Annotated in this window: 15 protein-coding genes; 8 read left to right on the forward strand and 7 right to left on the reverse strand. The window is 73.0% G+C overall.

Annotated features, from left to right (window positions below):
- Positions 1-69: 69 nt before the first annotated feature.
- Positions 70-1,044 (reverse strand): 4-hydroxy-3-methylbut-2-enyl diphosphate reductase, encoded by a 975-nt coding sequence (locus tag OG335_RS15950; RefSeq protein WP_405011778.1) that lies wholly within the window; start codon positions 1,042-1,044, stop codon positions 70-72.
- A gap of 112 nt (positions 1,045-1,156) precedes the next feature.
- On the opposite strand from OG335_RS15950, the gene xseA reads away from it, so the two are divergent.
- Entirely contained in the window at positions 1,157-2,368 is a 1,212-nt protein-coding gene (xseA, locus tag OG335_RS15955; RefSeq protein WP_405011779.1) for an exodeoxyribonuclease VII large subunit, read from the forward strand.
- Between the two features lie 24 nt (positions 2,369-2,392).
- Here xseA and OG335_RS15960 read toward each other — a convergent pair whose 3' ends face one another.
- Positions 2,393-2,944, reverse strand: a complete 552-nt coding sequence (locus tag OG335_RS15960) for a hypothetical protein (protein WP_405011780.1) — start codon at positions 2,942-2,944, stop codon at positions 2,393-2,395.
- An 8-nt stretch (positions 2,945-2,952) separates the two neighbouring features.
- The gene (locus OG335_RS15965; RefSeq protein WP_405011781.1) at positions 2,953-3,441 is read right to left on the reverse strand and encodes a helix-turn-helix domain-containing protein; all 489 of its coding nucleotides are present in this window, start codon (positions 3,439-3,441) and stop codon (positions 2,953-2,955) included.
- A 49-nt stretch (positions 3,442-3,490) separates the two neighbouring features.
- Between OG335_RS15965 and OG335_RS15970 the strand changes: the two genes are divergently transcribed.
- The 3 genes from OG335_RS15970 to OG335_RS15980 all read left to right on the forward strand — a co-directional run bounded on the left by OG335_RS15970 (position 3,491) and on the right by OG335_RS15980 (position 5,455).
- Positions 3,491-4,306, forward strand: coding sequence for an RNA polymerase sigma factor (locus tag OG335_RS15970; RefSeq protein WP_405011782.1), 816 nt, complete (start codon positions 3,491-3,493; stop codon positions 4,304-4,306).
- A gap of 137 nt (positions 4,307-4,443) precedes the next feature.
- Entirely contained in the window at positions 4,444-4,725 is a 282-nt protein-coding gene (locus OG335_RS15975; RefSeq protein WP_405011783.1) for an exodeoxyribonuclease VII small subunit, read from the forward strand.
- A gap of 136 nt (positions 4,726-4,861) precedes the next feature.
- Positions 4,862-5,455 carry a malonic semialdehyde reductase gene (locus OG335_RS15980; RefSeq protein ID WP_405011784.1) on the forward strand — a complete coding sequence of 198 codons (594 nt, stop codon included), beginning with the start codon at positions 4,862-4,864 and terminating at the stop codon, positions 5,453-5,455.
- Positions 5,456-5,563: 108 nt separating this feature from the next.
- Here the strand turns inward: OG335_RS15980 and OG335_RS15985 are convergent, their stop codons facing one another.
- Positions 5,564-6,103 carry a DUF4245 domain-containing protein gene (locus OG335_RS15985; RefSeq protein ID WP_405011785.1) on the reverse strand — a complete coding sequence of 180 codons (540 nt, stop codon included), beginning with the start codon at positions 6,101-6,103 and terminating at the stop codon, positions 5,564-5,566.
- 197 nt (positions 6,104-6,300) lie between these two features.
- Here OG335_RS15985 and glpX point away from each other — a divergent pair, with 197 nt between their 5' ends.
- Entirely contained in the window at positions 6,301-7,356 is a 1,056-nt protein-coding gene (gene glpX, locus OG335_RS15990) for a class II fructose-bisphosphatase (protein ID WP_405011786.1), read from the forward strand.
- Positions 7,357-7,459: 103 nt separating this feature from the next.
- Here the strand turns inward: glpX and OG335_RS15995 are convergent, their stop codons facing one another.
- Complete coding sequence (locus OG335_RS15995) at positions 7,460-7,846, reverse strand: WhiB family transcriptional regulator (RefSeq protein ID WP_405011787.1); 387 nt, start codon at positions 7,844-7,846, stop codon at positions 7,460-7,462.
- Positions 7,847-8,094: 248 nt separating this feature from the next.
- Entirely contained in the window at positions 8,095-8,823 is a 729-nt protein-coding gene (locus OG335_RS16000; RefSeq protein ID WP_405015418.1) for a DUF1707 domain-containing protein, read from the reverse strand.
- Positions 8,824-9,046: 223 nt separating this feature from the next.
- Between OG335_RS16000 and OG335_RS16005 the strand changes: the two genes are divergently transcribed.
- Positions 9,047-10,714, forward strand: coding sequence for a fumarate hydratase (locus OG335_RS16005; protein WP_405011788.1), 1,668 nt, complete (start codon positions 9,047-9,049; stop codon positions 10,712-10,714).
- 97 nt (positions 10,715-10,811) lie between these two features.
- Here the strand turns inward: OG335_RS16005 and OG335_RS16010 are convergent, their stop codons facing one another.
- Positions 10,812-11,018, reverse strand: coding sequence for a hypothetical protein (locus OG335_RS16010; protein WP_405011789.1), 207 nt, complete (start codon positions 11,016-11,018; stop codon positions 10,812-10,814).
- Between the two features lie 215 nt (positions 11,019-11,233).
- Between OG335_RS16010 and OG335_RS16015 the strand changes: the two genes are divergently transcribed.
- Entirely contained in the window at positions 11,234-14,206 is a 2,973-nt protein-coding gene (locus tag OG335_RS16015) for a BTAD domain-containing putative transcriptional regulator (RefSeq protein ID WP_405011790.1), read from the forward strand.
- A gap of 418 nt (positions 14,207-14,624) precedes the next feature.
- Positions 14,625-15,347, forward strand: coding sequence for a class I SAM-dependent methyltransferase (locus tag OG335_RS16020; RefSeq protein WP_405011791.1), 723 nt, complete (start codon positions 14,625-14,627; stop codon positions 15,345-15,347).
- Positions 15,348-15,442: the final 95 nt, after the last annotated feature.

Raw genomic sequence — 15,442 nt, forward strand, 5'->3', positions numbered from 1 at the left:
CGCTCTGTTACCCGCTCGGGACGGCGTGAAGCCCGGGACCGCCGTGCGGTCCCGGGCTCCACGGGTGCGTCAGACCTTGCCGGCGGCCTCCGCGCGCAGGTCGCGGCGGAGCTCCTTCGGCAGGGAGAAGATCAGGTGCTCCTCGGCGGTCTTGACCGTCTCCACGTCGGTGTAGCCGCGGGCGGCGAGGAACTCCAGCACGCCGTCGACGAGCACCTCGGGCACGGAGGCGCCGCTGGTGAGGCCGACCGTGGTGACGCCCTCCAGCCAGGCCTCGTCGATCTCGTCGGCGAAGTCGACCAGGTGGGCGGCCCTGGCGCCGTACTCCAGGCCGACCTCGACGAGGCGGACGGAGTTGGAGGAGTTCCTGGAGCCGACGACGATCAGCAGGTCGGCGTCCGGCGCCAGCTGCTTGACGGCGACCTGGCGGTTCTGGGTGGCGTAGCAGATGTCGTCGCTGGGCGGGGAGACCAGCAGCGGGAAGCGCTTCTTGATCTCGCCGACGGTGGCCATGGTCTCGTCGACCGACAGGGTGGTCTGGGAGAGCCAGACGACCTTCGACTCGTCGCGCACCTCGACGTTGGCGACGTCCTCGGCACCGTCCACCAGGTGGATGCGGTCCGGGGCCTCGCCCATGGTGCCGACGACCTCCTCGTGGCCCTCGTGACCGACGAGCAGGATGTCGTAGCCCTCGTCGGCGAAGCGCACGGCCTCCTTGTGCACCTTCGTCACCAGGGGGCAGGTGGCGTCGACCGTGGCGAGCTTGCCCGCCTTGGCCTCGTCGTGCACGGACGGCGCGACACCGTGGGCCGAGAAGACGACGATCGAGCCCTCGGGCACCTCCTCCGTCTCGTCGACGAAGATCGCGCCCTTCTTCTCCAGGGTCTGCACGACGTACTTGTTGTGGACGATCTGCTTGCGGACGTAGATCGGCGCCCCGTACTGCTCCAGGGCCTTCTCCACGGCGATCACGGCGCGGTCGACGCCCGCGCAGTAGCCCCGGGGGGCGGCGAGCAGGACACGGCGCTGAGCACTGGTGGACATGGCCCCATCGTACGGGCGCCCCGCCGCGGCGTCCGACCCCCCGGCCCGCGCGCCGGACGGCGGCGCCGCTGGCGGCCGCCCGCCGTCACCGGGCGGCGCTAGCCTCGTACCCATGGCGAACAGCAGCTCTCCCGAGGCGCCCGTGTCGGTCGGCAAGGTGTCCGCCCTGATCGGGGGGTGGGTCGACCGGCTGGGCGAGATCTGGGTGGAGGGGCAGATCGCGCAGCTGAACCGCCGCCCGGGGGCGGGGATGGTGTTCCTGACCCTGCGCGACGCCGAGCGCGACGTCTCGCTCACCGTCACGTGCTTCCGATCGGTGTTCGAGCAGGTCGCGGAGGCCGTGCAGGAGGGCTCGCGGGTCGTCCTGCACGCGAAGCCCGAGTGGTACACGGCGCGCGGCACGCTCTCGCTGCGGGCCACGGAGATCAGGCTGGTCGGCCTGGGCGAGCTGCTCGCCCGGCTGGAGCAGCTGAAGCGGAAGCTCGGCGCGGAGGGTCTCTTCGACGCGGAGCGCAAGCGCCCGCTGCCGTTCCTGCCGCACTGCGTGGGGCTGGTGACCGGCCGCGGGTCCGCGGCCGAGCGCGACGTGCTGGAGAACGCCCGCCGGCGCTGGCCCGCGGTCCGGTTCGAGGTGCGGAACGTCCTGGTGCAGGGCCCTGCCGCGGCCGGCCAGGTCGCCGCGGCCGTCCGCGAGCTGGACGAGCATCCCGGGGTCGACGTCATCGTGGTGGCGCGCGGCGGCGGCAGCGTCGAGGACCTGCTGCCGTTCTCCTCGGAGGAGCTGGTGCGCACCGTCGCGGCGGCCCGCACCCCGGTGGTCAGCGCGATCGGCCACGAACCCGACCAGCCGCTGCTCGACTGGGTCGCCGACCTCCGCGCCTCGACCCCCACCGACGCCGCCAAGCGGGTGGTGCCGGACGTCGGCGAGGAACTCGCCCGGGTGCACCAGCTGCGCGACCGCGCCCGGCGCTCCGTGACCGGCCGGGTGGACCGCGAGCTGCACGGGCTGGCCGCGGTGCGCAGCCGGCCCGTCCTCGCCGCGCCGCAGCGGCTGGTGGACGGCCGGGCCGACGAGGTGGCCTCGCTGCTGGACCGCGCGCGGCGGGTGCTGGGTCACCGTCTCGACCACGCGCAGACCGACCTCGGCCACGCGCTGGCCCGGGTGGTCGCCCTCTCCCCCCTCGCCACCCTGCAGCGCGGCTACGCGGTGGTCCGGAAGGCGGACGGTGCCGTGGTGACCGACCCGGCGCAGGTGGCGGCGGGCGAGGACCTGCACGTACGGGTCGCCGGGGGCGGCTTCGGGGTGGCGGTCGGGCAGGACTGAACCGCACCCGTACGGCGGCCGGGGTCAGTCGCTCCGGATCCGGGCGGGCGGGTCGGCGGGTCGGCGGGTCATGCTCTCCTGCACGAGGGCGTTCCACTCCCGGCTGAGGTCGGCGAGGTCGGCCTGGGCCCGGTCGGCGGCCGCGTGGGCGTGGCGCAGCTCGTGGTGGACGGCCTCCAGCAGCCGCAGCAGCGCGTCCGCGCCGAGCGGCGCCTCCGGGTCGTCGGCCGCGCGCGGCTCGGCGGCGGGCGGCCCCGCGGCGGACGGCTGCCCGGCGGACGGCTGCGCCGCCACGTGCGGCTCCCGGACGGCGGCGGGGAGCGCGGGTGCCCGGACCGCCCCGGCGTCCGGCCTTGTGCCGGGCTGTTCCTGACGTCCTGTCCGGTCCTCGGTCGCGCGCATCCAGCGCCGCATCCGGGCCAGGGCGAGTTCGGTCGTGGAGAGCGCGACGACGGCGAGACAGCCGAGGAACGGCACCCACCGGCTGTCGTAGGTGCCGGCGACGATCAGGGCGATTCCGCCGACCGCGCCCACTGCTCTGAGCACGTCGGCCGTCACCGGCAGGATTCTCGGCATGTCTGGCCTCACCTCTGCATGTGCACTGCGCCTCCCCCGCGACCCTCGTCCGACGGAATGGGGCCACGCTCGCTTTCCCGTTGCAGGCTGATCGCCTGGTCAATCGAGGCGAGGAGGAATTTCCGGATCATCGGGTGGGTGACACCCCATGCGTCCAGCGCTCCTTCGGGGGTGATGGGTGAGCGTACCCCTTGCGAGAGATCGTTTGCGGAATCCTCGGAAATAACTCCGCCGCGCACCAGAAGTTCATGCAGGCCGAGGTGGACGACCTGCGCGATCCGCTCGAATTGCGAGGGCCGCGGGAGCGTTTCACCCCGGAGCATGCGCCCGACGGCGGAGGCGCTCATGCCGGTGTCGCGGGCCAGCGCGAGGCGCCCTCCGGAGCCGGGGGTGAGGTCGTAGCCGGCCCGCTGCGCGGCTTCGTGCACGACGGCTCCGAAGCGGCGGGCGGGGGTGCTCGGAGTGGTGGCCTCGGCGGCGCCCTCAGTCGGCTGCATGGCGGGCAGGCTATCGCTTGTTCATGTCCACGCAGCTTGGCTTGCACGAGTGCAAGCCAAGCTGAAGAGCCTCAAGCCGCCAATTAAAGGGCGCTGGACTGATCGGGCGTCGGAATTCCGGAATCGCTTGCACGCATGCATGCCCACTCGTAGGGTTGCCGCACTGCTCACCGGGAGGTCCGGCATGGATAGGACATCACTCGCGGCACGGCCCGCCACACGGCACGGGACGCGCCACGGAACACCGCAGCTGATCGAGGCCGCCAAGGCCGGCGACCACGACGCCTGGGCGGAGCTGTACCGGCGATACCGCGCACCCGTCCTCGCGTTCCTGACCCGCCGCACCGGGAATCGCGCATTGGCGGAGGATCTCACGCAGGACACATTCGTCCGCGCAATGGCGTGCATCGGCGGCTATCGCTGGACCGGCAAGGACATGGGCGCGTGGATTTTCACCATCGCCCGGAACATCATGTTCGACCACGACAAACGGCGCTCCACCCGCAGCGAGTCCGCGGTGGCGACCGTCGCCGATTCCGATGCCGGAATCTGCATCGAGGATCTCGTGCTCGCCGGCGTCGAGGCGGAACGCATTTCCGCCGCACTCGCCACGCTCACCGACCACCAGCGCACCGCCCTGACCCTGCGCTACTGGAACGACTTCAGCTCGCGCGAGGTCGCCGCCGCCATCGGCATCCGGGTCGGCGCGGTCAAGACGCTCACCTACCGGGCCCGCAGCAGCCTGCGCCGCACGCTCGCACCGCAGCCCGGCGAGCCCTGCGCCCGCGCGGAGGCGGCGCCCCGGAGGCCCGTACGCGTGCACGGCTGCGACCCGACGGCCCGTCAGCCCCCCGCGGCCCGCTGAGCGGACCCGCCGCCGGGCACGGCCGGGCGGACGCCGGGGCCGACCGGGCCCCGACCGCGGCGGGGCATCCGCGGCGACGGGCATGCCGGCGGACCGCCCACCCGCGGTTTGTCGGCCGCAGCGCCTACGCTGGCGCCATGGCAGATCAGCAGCAGACGGGCCGGGCACGGGCCGGCGGGGCGCCGGCCGACGGACACCCCGGCGCGGGCGACGACGACGGCCTCGGTTACGAGCAGGCCAGGGACGCCCTGCTGGAGGTCGTCCGGCAGTTGGAGACCGGCGGCACCTCGCTGGAGGAGTCGCTGGCCCTGTGGGAGCGCGGCGAGCAGCTGGCCAAGGTCTGCCAGCGGTGGCTCGACGGCGCACGGGCCCGACTGGACGCGGCGCTCGCCGCGGAGGAGTCCGACGGGCGGGAGTAGCGCCCGGGGAAATGTGAGACGTGCCACATCCCCTTGCGGAATAGTTTAAGATTCACCCAACGTTGGAGCAGGATGGAACGGCCGTTCGGCCCGTCCGCTCACTGCTTCCCCGTTTCCCGTATGAGGTGGATTCCGCATGACTCTGGCACTCGACGCCGCCGCACAGGACCTGCTCTTCCGTGAGGCCCGTACCGCCAACACCTTCACCGACGAGCCGGTCAGCGACGAGCAGGTCCAGGCCATCTACGACCTGGTCAAGTACGGCCCGACCGCGTTCAACCAGCAGCCGCTCCGCATCGTGCTCGTCCGCTCGGAGGAAGGCCGCGAGCGCCTGGTGCAGCACCTGGCCGAGGGCAACCGCGCCAAGACCGCCACCGCCCCGCTCGTGGCGATCCTCGCGCAGGACAACGAGTTCCACGAGGAGCTGCCGTCGCAGCTCCCGCACTTCCCGCAGGCCAAGGACATGTTCTTCTCGGAGCGCAGCGTCCGCGAGGCGTCCGCGACCCTCAACGGCGCCCTGCAGGCCGCCTACTTCATCATCGGCGTGCGCGCCGCCGGCCTCGCCGCCGGCCCGATGACCGGCTACGACCCGGCCGGCCTCAACAAGGAGTTCTTCGCCGACGGCGAGCACTCCGTGCTGGCCGTGGTGAACATCGGCAAGCCGGGCGACGCCGCCTGGTTCGACCGCTCCCCGCGCCTGGCCTACGACCAGGTCGTCACCACCGTCTGATCGCACCCCGCGCGCACACCCGCGCACGAGGAAAGCCCCCGGCAGCCGCCGGGGGCTTTCCTCGTGCATCGACCCGCCCGGGGGCGGGCGGTGCTCAGCGGCGCGCGGTCACTTCAGCGCGCCCGCGAGCTCGGCGAGTTCCTCGTACGAGGCGGAACCGGTCACCACTGTGGTCGCCCCGGCCGCCTGCTGCGCCAGGGCGCGGTACGGCGTGCCCTGGTAGCGCTGCCAGTCCTGCCCGGCCACGGCCGCGCTGCCGTCCGGCCTGCTCTTCGGCACCACACCCGCGAGGACGGCGTCGTGGTCGCCGTTCGACTGCTCGACCGCCGCGTACATCCCGGACGGCGTCACGAAGCCCAGGTGCCACACGGCATTGCCCTCGCCGTCCTTGCGGTACTCGACCGAGGTCGCCCGCCACTGCCCGGAGAGCCCCTGCGGGCCGAGCAGCGGGTACGGCGCCGCCCGCTTCGCCGAGGAGAGCGCCACCCGGTAGTCCACCACGCGCACGCCGTCACCGGCCTCGTGCGGGAGGAAGAGGTACCCGACGTAGACCACGACACCGACTGCCAGCATCGACAGGATCATGTCCCGTACCGTCTGCCGGCCTCTCGTACTGCTGCTGCCTGCCACCCGACCATGGTGGACCATCGCCCCCGCCGCCCCGACCACCGGGTGCCCCGCAACCGGGTGGGACGCGACGGACCCCGCGTCGCCGCTGGTCCTGACGGGTGCGCCACAGACACCCCTCCGAGACCCGGATACGATCGCAACTACCCTCACCACGGCGTTCCGACCAGGCAGTAGTCGGACGCCTACTGGCCGTCGCGTACAGAGAGGTATCGACGATGACCACGCACGCTTTTGATGAACTCCGGCCGCATGCCATGCCCAGCTCGCTGGAGGTCGCACCGGAGGCCCCGGACCGCAACCTGGCCCTCGAACTCGTCCGCGTCACGGAGGCCGCCGCCATGGCGGCCGGCCGCTGGGTCGGACGCGGCGACAAGAACGGCGCCGACGGCGCGGCCGTGAAGGCCATGCGCACCCTCGTCTCCACCGTCTCGATGAACGGCATCGTCGTCATCGGCGAGGGCGAGAAGGACGAGGCACCCATGCTCTACAACGGCGAACGGGTCGGCGACGGCACCGGCGCCGAGTGCGACGTCGCCGTCGACCCGGTCGACGGCACCACCCTCACCGCGAAGGGGATGAACAACGCGGTCGCCGTGCTGGCCGTCGCCGACCGCGGCACGATGTTCGACCCCAGCGCCGTCTTCTACATGGACAAGCTGGTCTGCGGACCCGAGGCCGCCGACTTCGTCGACATCACCGCCCCGGCCGCCGTCAACATCCGCCGGGTCGCCAAGGCCAAGGGCAGCAACGTCGAGGACGTCACCGTCGTCGTGCTGGACCGCCCCCGCCACGACGGGCTCGTCAAGGAGATCCGCGAGGCCGGCGCCCGCATCAAGTTCATCTCCGACGGAGACGTCGCCGGCGCCATCATGGCCGCCCGCGAGGGCACCGGCGTCGACCTGCTCATGGGCATCGGCGGCACCCCCGAGGGCATCATCGCGGCCTGTGCCATGAAGTGCATGGGCGGCGTCATCCAGGGCCGGCTGTGGCCCAAGGACGACGCCGAGCGGCGGAAGGCCCTGGACGCCGGCCACGACCTCGACCGGGTGCTCGGCACCGACGACCTCGTCAGCGGCGACAACGTCTTCTTCGTCGCCACCGGGATCACCGACGGCGAGCTGCTGCGCGGCGTCCACTACCGCCAGGAGACCGCCACCACCAGCTCGCTGGTGATGCGCTCCAAGAGCGGCACGATCCGCCGGATCGACTCGACCCACAAGCTGTCGAAGCTCCGGGCCTACAGCGCGATCGACTTCGACCGCGCCAACTGAGCGACGCCACCGGCGCGCGGCCCCGCCGACGCGCCACCGGACGGGCCGCGGCCCCGGGCACACCGCCCGGGGCCGCGGCCCGTCCGTCGTCCTCGGCGCCCGGTCAGCCCGCTATCCGGCGGGTCGTCGACCGGCGCGCCTCGCGCAGCTCCGAGTCGCGGCGCCGCCGCCGGGCCAGCACCACCCGGCGCTCCGCCGCCGTCAGACCGCCCCACACCCCGTACGGCTCCGGCTGCACCAGCGCGTGCTCCCGGCACTCCAGCAGCACCGGGCAGCGGGCGCAGACCTGCTTGGCCCGCTCCTCACGCGCCAGACGGGCCGCCGTCGGCTCCTTGGACGGCGCGAAGAACAGGCCCGCCTCGTCGCGGCGGCACGCCGCCCCGGTGTGCCACGGGTTGTCCTCCAGCGGGTCCGCCGGGGCCGGTGCCGCCACGGGGCTGCGGCGGGCGGCGGCGGTGCCGGTGGCGCTGGACTCGATCGGATGCAGCACGGCAACTCCTACGCGGATCGTGACTCGGGGAAGCTCGCGTCCCTGCCCGGCCGCCCCGTGCCCACCCGTCGCGGCACCGCCGCCCTTCGGGGTCACAGCCGTAACAAGAACCGATGTGCGTGGGGAACTACCCCCTCGGTCCCCGATTCATGCACACCGCACGCAACCGACTACTCCCTGCACTCGCCGCAACGACGAGTGCCCTCAGTCCAGTTGGGAGGCCATCCGGGCGCGCCGCCGCACCGCGGTCAGAGGTCGAGCTGCTTGCGCGCCCACTCCCTCAGCTTCTTGCCCCGCCGCGGCCGGGCGTCGCAACCGCCGAAGACGGCCGCGCCCTTCACCCGCACCACCGGCGCGTACGGGTCTGCGGAGGTCTGCTCGCGCACCGAGAAACCACCGAAGATCCCCACCCCGGTGCCGTGCAGGCTGACGTTCTCCGGCACCTTGATGTCGACGCCACCGAAGACCGCGATCACCTCGATCACCACCTCGGGCGACTCGAACACCGCATCGGTCAGATCGATGTCGACCCCGCCGAACACCGCCACCGCCCGCAGGTGCGAGCCGACCCGCCAGCGGCCCTTGCGCTCGGCCCCGCCGAACACCGCGACCATCGTCGGCGCCTCCTGGCGCGCCGGAGGCAGCGGCGGACGCTCGTGGCGCACCGTCGGCTTCTCCGTCGAGAGGGGCCGGCCCGCCGCCGCCGGCAGGTCACGGGTCAGCGGGGCGAGATCGCCGAACGTCTTCGCGGTGTACGCGGCCTCGATCCGCTCCGCGTGCTCGTCGACCGTGAGCCGGCCCTCCGCGTACGCGTCGCGGAGCAGGTCGGCGACCTGCTCGCGGTCCGCGTCCGAGACCCTCAACTCGGCCTCGGCGACGGGCGCGGCCACCTGCACGGGGACCGCGGCCGGGACGGGCACGGGGACGGGCACGGGCTCCGGCGCCGCCTGCGCGGCGGCGGACCCGGCCTTGGTCATGGGTACGGGCTGCTGCCCCTGGCCGTCCTGCGACGGCTCGTCCTGCGACGGCGAATTCTCCACGGCACGAGCCTAGCCACCGGGCCGCGCCCGAACGAGGGTTCGCCCGAGAAAGGCGTGAGCCCGGTCACGCAGGCTCACCTGAGCACCTGCGGTCCTCCTCCTGCGCCTACCCTGGAGGGTGCTTCGCAGACGCAGCCGACCTCGCTAAGGATCACCCCCCATGGCTCCCACGCCGGACTTCGAGTACCGCGACCTCCTCCCGCTCGGTGCCGACCCCACCCCGTACCGCAAGCTGACCTCCGAGGGCGTCTCCACGTTCGAGGCCGACGGCCGGACCTTCCTCAAGGTCGAGCCCGAGGCGCTGCGGCTGCTCACCGCCGAGGCGATGCACGACATCTCGCACTACCTGCGCCCCGACCACCTCGCCCAGCTGCGCCGCATCCTGGACGACCCGGAGGCCAGCCCCAACGACCGCTTCGTGGCGCTCGACCTGCTGAAGAACGTCAACATCTCGGCCGGCGGCATCCTGCCGATGTGCCAGGACACCGGCACCGCCATCGTCATGGGCAAGCGCGGCCAGAACGTCCTCACCTCCGGCGGCGACGAGACGGCCATCGCCCGCGGCGTCTTCGACGCGTACACCAAGCTCAACCTGCGCTACTCGCAGATGGCGCCGGTCACCATGTGGGACGAGAAGAACACCGGCAACAACCTGCCGGCCCAGATCGAGCTGTACGCCACCGACGGCGACGCGTACAAGTTCCTCTTCATGGCCAAGGGCGGCGGCAGCGCCAACAAGTCGTACCTGTACCAGGAGACGAAGGCGATCCTCAACGAGTCGTCGATGCTCTCCTTCCTGGAGCAGAAGATCCGCTCGCTCGGCACCGCCGCCTGCCCGCCGTACCACCTGGCGATCGTCGTCGGCGGCACCAGCGCCGAGTTCGCGCTCAAGACCGCCAAGTACGCGTCCGCGCACTACCTCGACCACCTGCCGACCTCCGGCGACGCGAAGACCGGCCACGGCTTCCGCGACCTGGAGCTGGAGCAGAAGGTCCACGAGCTCACCCAGAAGATCGGCATCGGCGCGCAGTTCGGCGGCAAGTACTTCTGCCACGACGTCCGCGTCATCCGCCTGCCCCGGCACGGCGCCTCGCTGCCCGTCGCGATGGCCGTCTCCTGCTCGGCCGACCGGCAGGCGCTCGGCAAGATCACCGCCGAGGGCGTCTTCCTGGAGCAGCTGGAGACCGACCCGGCGAAGTACCTCCCGGACACCACCGACGAGCACCTCGACGACGACGTCGTGCGCGTCGACCTGAACCAGCCGATGGCCGACATCCGTGCCCGGCTCGCCAAGTACCCGGTCAAGACCCGGCTCTCGCTCAGCGGCACCCTCGTCGTCGCCCGCGACATCGCCCACGCCAAGATCAAGGAGCGCCTCGACGCCGGCGAGGGCATGCCCCAGTACATGAAGGACCACCCGGTCTACTACGCCGGCCCCGCCAAGACCCCCGAGGGCTACGCCTCCGGCTCCTTCGGCCCCACCACCGCCGGCCGCATGGACTCCTACGTCGACCAGTTCCAGGCCGCCGGCGGCTCCATGGTCATGCTCGCCAAGGGCAACCGTTCCAAGCAGGTCACCAAGGCCTGCAACGAGCACGGCGGCTTCTACCTCGGCTCCATCGGCGGCCCCGCCGCCCGCCTCGCCCAGGACTGCATCCGGAAGGTCGAGGTGCTGGAGTACGCCGAACTCGGCATGGAGGCCGTCTGGCGCATCGAGGTCGAGGACTTCCCGGCGTTCATCGTCGTCGACGACAAGGGCAACGACTTCTTCGCCGAGGTCACCGACGGCCCGCTGATCACCAGCCTCCGGGTCCGCTCGGCGGAGTAGCGGCGGCACCCGCGCCCCGGACGGCCCGCCGCCCGGGCGCGGACACGGAAACGCCCCGGTCCGCGAGGACCGGGGCGTGCACGTCGCACGGGGAACGTCAGGGGCAGTTGCCGACCGAGCCCATCGGCTCGAAGACCTCGTCGCCCTTGGGCTTGTCGGTCGCCGGCGGCTCGTCGGCCTGCGGCTCGGCGAGGACCTCAAGGGCCTGCTCGAAGGCGTTGGGGTCCACCGGAGCGATGGTGTGCTCGGCGGGAGCGGATTCGGCCACGGGCTCGGTCGCGGTGGTGGTGGTGTCGTCGGCCATGGGATGGGCCGCCTTTCGGGTCATCAGATCTCAGCCGCCCAGCCGGATCGCTCAGGGCGCCCGGACAGTATCGTAGAGGCCGTTAAATGTCTTATAAACGCTCGGCCGTCCAGGCGCTTTGCCGCCGTTTGCGAGCCCTCTCGTAAGCTGACGCCCCCGCATCCGCGGACCGCACCATCTTCATGCACCACCAACAGAGGTATTCGGGGGAGGACATGGAGCTCAACGGGACGCCGTCGGCCGCAACACTGCGCTTCCAGGTGCTCGGCCCCGTCCAGGCCTGGCGCGGTACCGAGCAGTTGGCGCTGGGATCACCGCAGCAGCAGGCCGTGCTCGCCGCCCTTCTCCTCGGCCAGGGCCGGCCGGTCACCACCGACGACCTCGTCGACGGCGTCTGGGGCGACCGGACGCCCCCACAGGCGGTCGCGGCGCTGCGCACCTACATCTCGCGTCTCCGCTCGGTGATCGAACCCACCCGCGCCCTGCGCAAACCGGCCGAGATCCTGGTGTCGGTCAGCGACGGGTACGCGCTGCGGATCCCGCCCGAGTCGCTCGACCTCGCCGCGTTCGAACGCCGGGTCGCCGAAGCCTCCGAGGCGCGCGCCGACGGCGACTTCAGAGCCTCCCACGACACCCTGCTCGGAGCCCTGGCCCTCTGGCGCGGCCGCCCCCTGCCCGGCGTGCCCGGCCCCTACGCCGAGACGCAGCGCACCAGGCTGTCGGAGCGTCAGGCCGCCGTCTCGGAGGAGCGCTGCGCCGTCGCCCTGGAGATCGGCCTGCACGCCGAGGTGGTGTCGGACCTCAGCGCGCTCTGCGCCGCGCACCCGCTCCGGGAACGCCTGCGCGAACTCCTCATGCTGGCGCTCTACCGGTGCGGCCGGCAGGCGGAGTCGCTCGGCGTGTACGCGGACACCCGCAAGCTGCTGATCGAGGAGCTCGGGGTCGAGCCGGGCACCGGCCTGGCCGCCATGCACGCCCGCATCCTGGCCGGGGACCCGGCGCTGATGCCGGCGGCGGCCGCGAGCGCCCGGGTGAGCACGGAGGACGTCCCGGTCTTCGTCCCGCCGGCCCAGCTCCCCGCGGACGTCTCCGACTTCAGCGGCCGAAGCAAGATCGTCAACGAGCTCCGCGACGTCCTGCGCGGCGGCTCCGGCCAGGCCGTGGTGGTGACCTCGCTGGCCGGCATCGGCGGCGTCGGCAAGACCACGCTGGCCGTCCACGTCGCCCACGGCCTCCGCCCGGACTTCCCCGACGGGCAGCTCTACGTCGACCTGCGCGGCGCCGGAGCCTCCCCGGCCGACCCCGCCGTCGTGCTCGGCGACTTCCTGCACACGCTCGGCACCCCCGACGCCCCGGAGACGCTCGACCAGCGATCGGCCCTGTACCGCTCGCTGCTCGCCGACCGCCGCATGCTCATCCTGCTCGACAACGCCAAGGACGCGCGGCAGCTGCTGCCGCTCATCCCCGGCGTCTCCGGCAACGCCGTGATGGTCACCAGCCGTTCGCGGCTGGCCGAGATCCCCGGCGCGCACCTCGTCGACATCGAGGAGCTGACGCCCGAGGAGGCCCTCGCCCTCTTCTCGGCCATCGTCGGGGTCGAGCGGGTGGCCGCCGAACCGGAGGCCGCGCTGGCCGTGGTGACCGCCTGCGGCTTCCTGCCGCTCGCCGTGCGCATCGCCGCCGCCCGGCTCGCCAGCCGCCCGCGGTGGAGCGTCTCGGACCTCGCCCGGCGGTTAGCCGACCAGCGCAACCGCCTCCAGGAACTCCAGCTCGGCAACCTCGCCGTCGAGACCACCATCGGGCTCGGCTACGCCCAGCTGCGGCCGGACGAGGCAAGGGCCTTCCGGCTGCTCTCGACGGTCGACGCGCCCGACCTGCCGCTCGCGGCCGTCGCCGCGCTGCTCGGCGCCGACGAACGCCGGGCCGAGGACCTCGCCGAGGCACTCGTCGAGGCCAACATGCTCGAATGCTTCACCCCGGGCCGCTACCGCTACCACGACCTCCTGCGGCTGTTCGCCCAGCGGCAGAACGAGAAGCTGGGCGACACCGACGAGCAGCGCGCCGCGCTGCTCCGGCTCCTCGACCTGCTGCTGGCGACGATGCAGAACGCCGCCCGCGTCATCGAACCCGACGACCTCCAGGCGGAACTGCTGCACCACCCCGGCTCCCCCGGGCTGCCGATGGACGACAGCGGGACCGCGCGCGCGTGGATCAGATCCGAGGTGGCGCTGCTCCTCAGCAGCGTCGAGGCCGTCGTCGGCGAGCCGATGGAACTGCTGCGGCCCGCCGTCGACCTCGTCCTCGTCCTCCGGGCCCTGGTCGAGGACCCGACGCTCGGCCCGCGGATCCGGGCCGCCCTCAACGCCGCCGCGGACAACGCACGCCTGCACCGGGACACCGCGGCGCTGGCCCGGGTCCGGTACGCCGTCGGGCACATCCACCAGATGGCCGGGGAGCTCCAGGAGGCCGAGGCGTCCCTGCGGCAGAGCCTGGCCCTGCAGTCCGAGGACGACGGCACCCAGCTGCACATCTCGGTGGCCAACGAGCTCGCCATCGTGCTGATCCTCGCCGGACGCCCCGCCGAGGCGCTGCCGTTCTACCAGCAGGCCCACGCCATCAGCCGCAGCCTCGGCGCGGCCATCGGTGAGGCCAGGCTCCTGGGCAACATGGCACGGGCGCAGCTCCACCTCGGACAGCACGAGGAGGCCGTCGCGTCGGCCGCCTCCGCCGTGTCCGCGGCCCGGGCGTCGGGCAACGCGCCCTGCCTCGCCGACACGCTGTACCAGTTGGGCGTCGTCCTCCGCTCGACCGGATCCCCCGGGGACGCCGCCGAGCACCTCCGCGAGGCGCACCGGCTCTACCAGGCTCAGCAGCACCGGATCTGGGAGGGCTACGCGCTCGCCCGGCTGGCCGCCTGCCTGCTGGCGGACGGGCGTCCGGCGGAGGCGGCGGAGGCGGCGGACGAGTCGCTCGTGATCGCACAGGAGCTGGACGCCGCGTACTGCCAGGGCCTGGCGAACGCCTCGCTCGGCGAGGCGCTCCTGGAGCTGGGCCAGCCCGCGCGCGGGCTGGCCTGCCTCCAGGAGGCGCACGCGGTCTTCGTACGGCTCGGTGTGCCCGAGGCCTCCCCCGTGCAGGCCCTCATCGACCGGCAGCACACCGAGCCCTCTCTCCCCCCGGCGCCGTAGGCCCGCTCCGTCCCCCCGGACGGTCGGGCTCCCCCCTGGTGCGTCGGCGTTCCCGCAGCCCCCCGGCTGCGGGAACGCTTCGACGCTTCCCCGGCGCTGAGGAAGACTCTGGCAGCCGCCGATTGACGTTCGATAAACGCGCACGTTCGGGGCGTTTCCGCAGGTGGGAGCAGTGCACCGGCGCACGGTGGCGGCTGCGCGACCCCGGCCCGCTCCGGTCTGCCCCCGGATTGGCCCCCACTGTCCCCGAAAGTCGGCCACCTGATGCGCCGATGACGCGAGTTGGCCGGAAAGCGGCCCCACGGTGCAGTGATCACGCATATTCTCGAAGGCCAGTCACACTTCGATCGGCCGACGCGGGGGCGGTACGCCGGGCGGGCAGTGCTCGCCGGGAGCCAGGTGGAGAGGTGCCTCACGCGTGACAACCGGACAGATCTCCGACCAGGCCCGCGCCCGTCATCGGCGACGCTCCGAACGGGCCCTGCAGGCCGTCGCGTTCGACGCGATCGGACACCGCTATGCCGAGGTCTTCCCGGACCGCGCCGGCCAGCTCGCCTGCGGCGACTGGCTGCTCTCCGAACTCCCGCCCGGCGCCCGGGTGCTGGACGTGGGCTGCGGAACCGGTGACCCGACGGCCCGCCAACTCGTCGCCGGAGGACTCCGCGTGACAGGGGTGGACCTCTCGGACGGCATGCTGGCGCAGGCCCGGCAGGTGGTGCCGGGCGCGGAGCTGCACCGGATGGACATGTACGACCTGGCGACCGAACGGGCCGCGACCGTGTGGGACGCCCCGTCGCTCGGCCCGGGCGCCGCGGGGTCGTTCGCCGCGGCGACCGCGTTCTTCTCGCTCGCCCTGCTGCCGCGGGCCGAGATCGGCGTGGTGCTGCACCGGATGCGTACGCTGCTGGAGCCGGGCGGACTGCTGGCGCTGGGCCTGGCCGAGGCGGACCTGGACGCGGCGCCGCTGCCGTTCCTGGGCCGGGAGCTGCGCATCAGCGGCTACCTGCGGGAGGAGCTGGTCCGCACGCTGGTGGGGGCGGGGTTCACGGTGGAGTCGTGTACCGGCCACCCGTACGCACCGGCGTCGACCGCCCTGCCGCCGGAGGAGCAGCTGTTCCTGCGCTGCCGGCGCACCACCTGACGGGCGCCGCACCCCGCCCGACCGCACCCGCCCGACCGCACCCCCGCCCGACCGCGCCCCCGCCCGACCCATCCTCCCGCCACTGACGAACGGGC

The organism is Kitasatospora sp. NBC_01539, assembly GCF_045040525.1.
Lineage (GTDB): Bacteria > Actinomycetota > Actinomycetes > Streptomycetales > Streptomycetaceae > Kitasatospora.

What these genes read in the sequence shown, in the direction of transcription:
- OG335_RS16000 (WP_405015418.1), bottom strand. Translation starts at nt 8,823, where the DNA reads ATGACCAAGGCCGGGTCCGCCGCCGCGCAGGCGGCGCCGGAGCCCGTG.
- OG335_RS15960 (WP_405011780.1), bottom strand. Translation starts at nt 2,944, where the DNA reads ATGCCGAGAATCCTGCCGGTGACGGCCGACGTGCTCAGAGCAGTGGGC.
- OG335_RS16015 (WP_405011790.1), top strand. Translation starts at nt 11,234, where the DNA reads ATGGAGCTCAACGGGACGCCGTCGGCCGCAACACTGCGCTTCCAGGTG.
- OG335_RS15975 (WP_405011783.1), top strand. Translation starts at nt 4,444, where the DNA reads ATGGCAGATCAGCAGCAGACGGGCCGGGCACGGGCCGGCGGGGCGCCG.
- OG335_RS15980 (WP_405011784.1), top strand. Translation starts at nt 4,862, where the DNA reads ATGACTCTGGCACTCGACGCCGCCGCACAGGACCTGCTCTTCCGTGAG.
- OG335_RS15985 (WP_405011785.1), bottom strand. Translation starts at nt 6,103, where the DNA reads ATGGTCCACCATGGTCGGGTGGCAGGCAGCAGCAGTACGAGAGGCCGG.
- OG335_RS15950 (WP_405011778.1), bottom strand. Translation starts at nt 1,044, where the DNA reads ATGTCCACCAGTGCTCAGCGCCGTGTCCTGCTCGCCGCCCCCCGGGGC.
- OG335_RS15965 (WP_405011781.1), bottom strand. Translation starts at nt 3,441, where the DNA reads ATGCAGCCGACTGAGGGCGCCGCCGAGGCCACCACTCCGAGCACCCCC.
- OG335_RS16010 (WP_405011789.1), bottom strand. Translation starts at nt 11,018, where the DNA reads ATGGCCGACGACACCACCACCACCGCGACCGAGCCCGTGGCCGAATCC.
- OG335_RS16005 (WP_405011788.1), top strand. Translation starts at nt 9,047, where the DNA reads ATGGCTCCCACGCCGGACTTCGAGTACCGCGACCTCCTCCCGCTCGGT.
- glpX (WP_405011786.1), top strand. Translation starts at nt 6,301, where the DNA reads ATGACCACGCACGCTTTTGATGAACTCCGGCCGCATGCCATGCCCAGC.
- xseA (WP_405011779.1), top strand. Translation starts at nt 1,157, where the DNA reads ATGGCGAACAGCAGCTCTCCCGAGGCGCCCGTGTCGGTCGGCAAGGTG.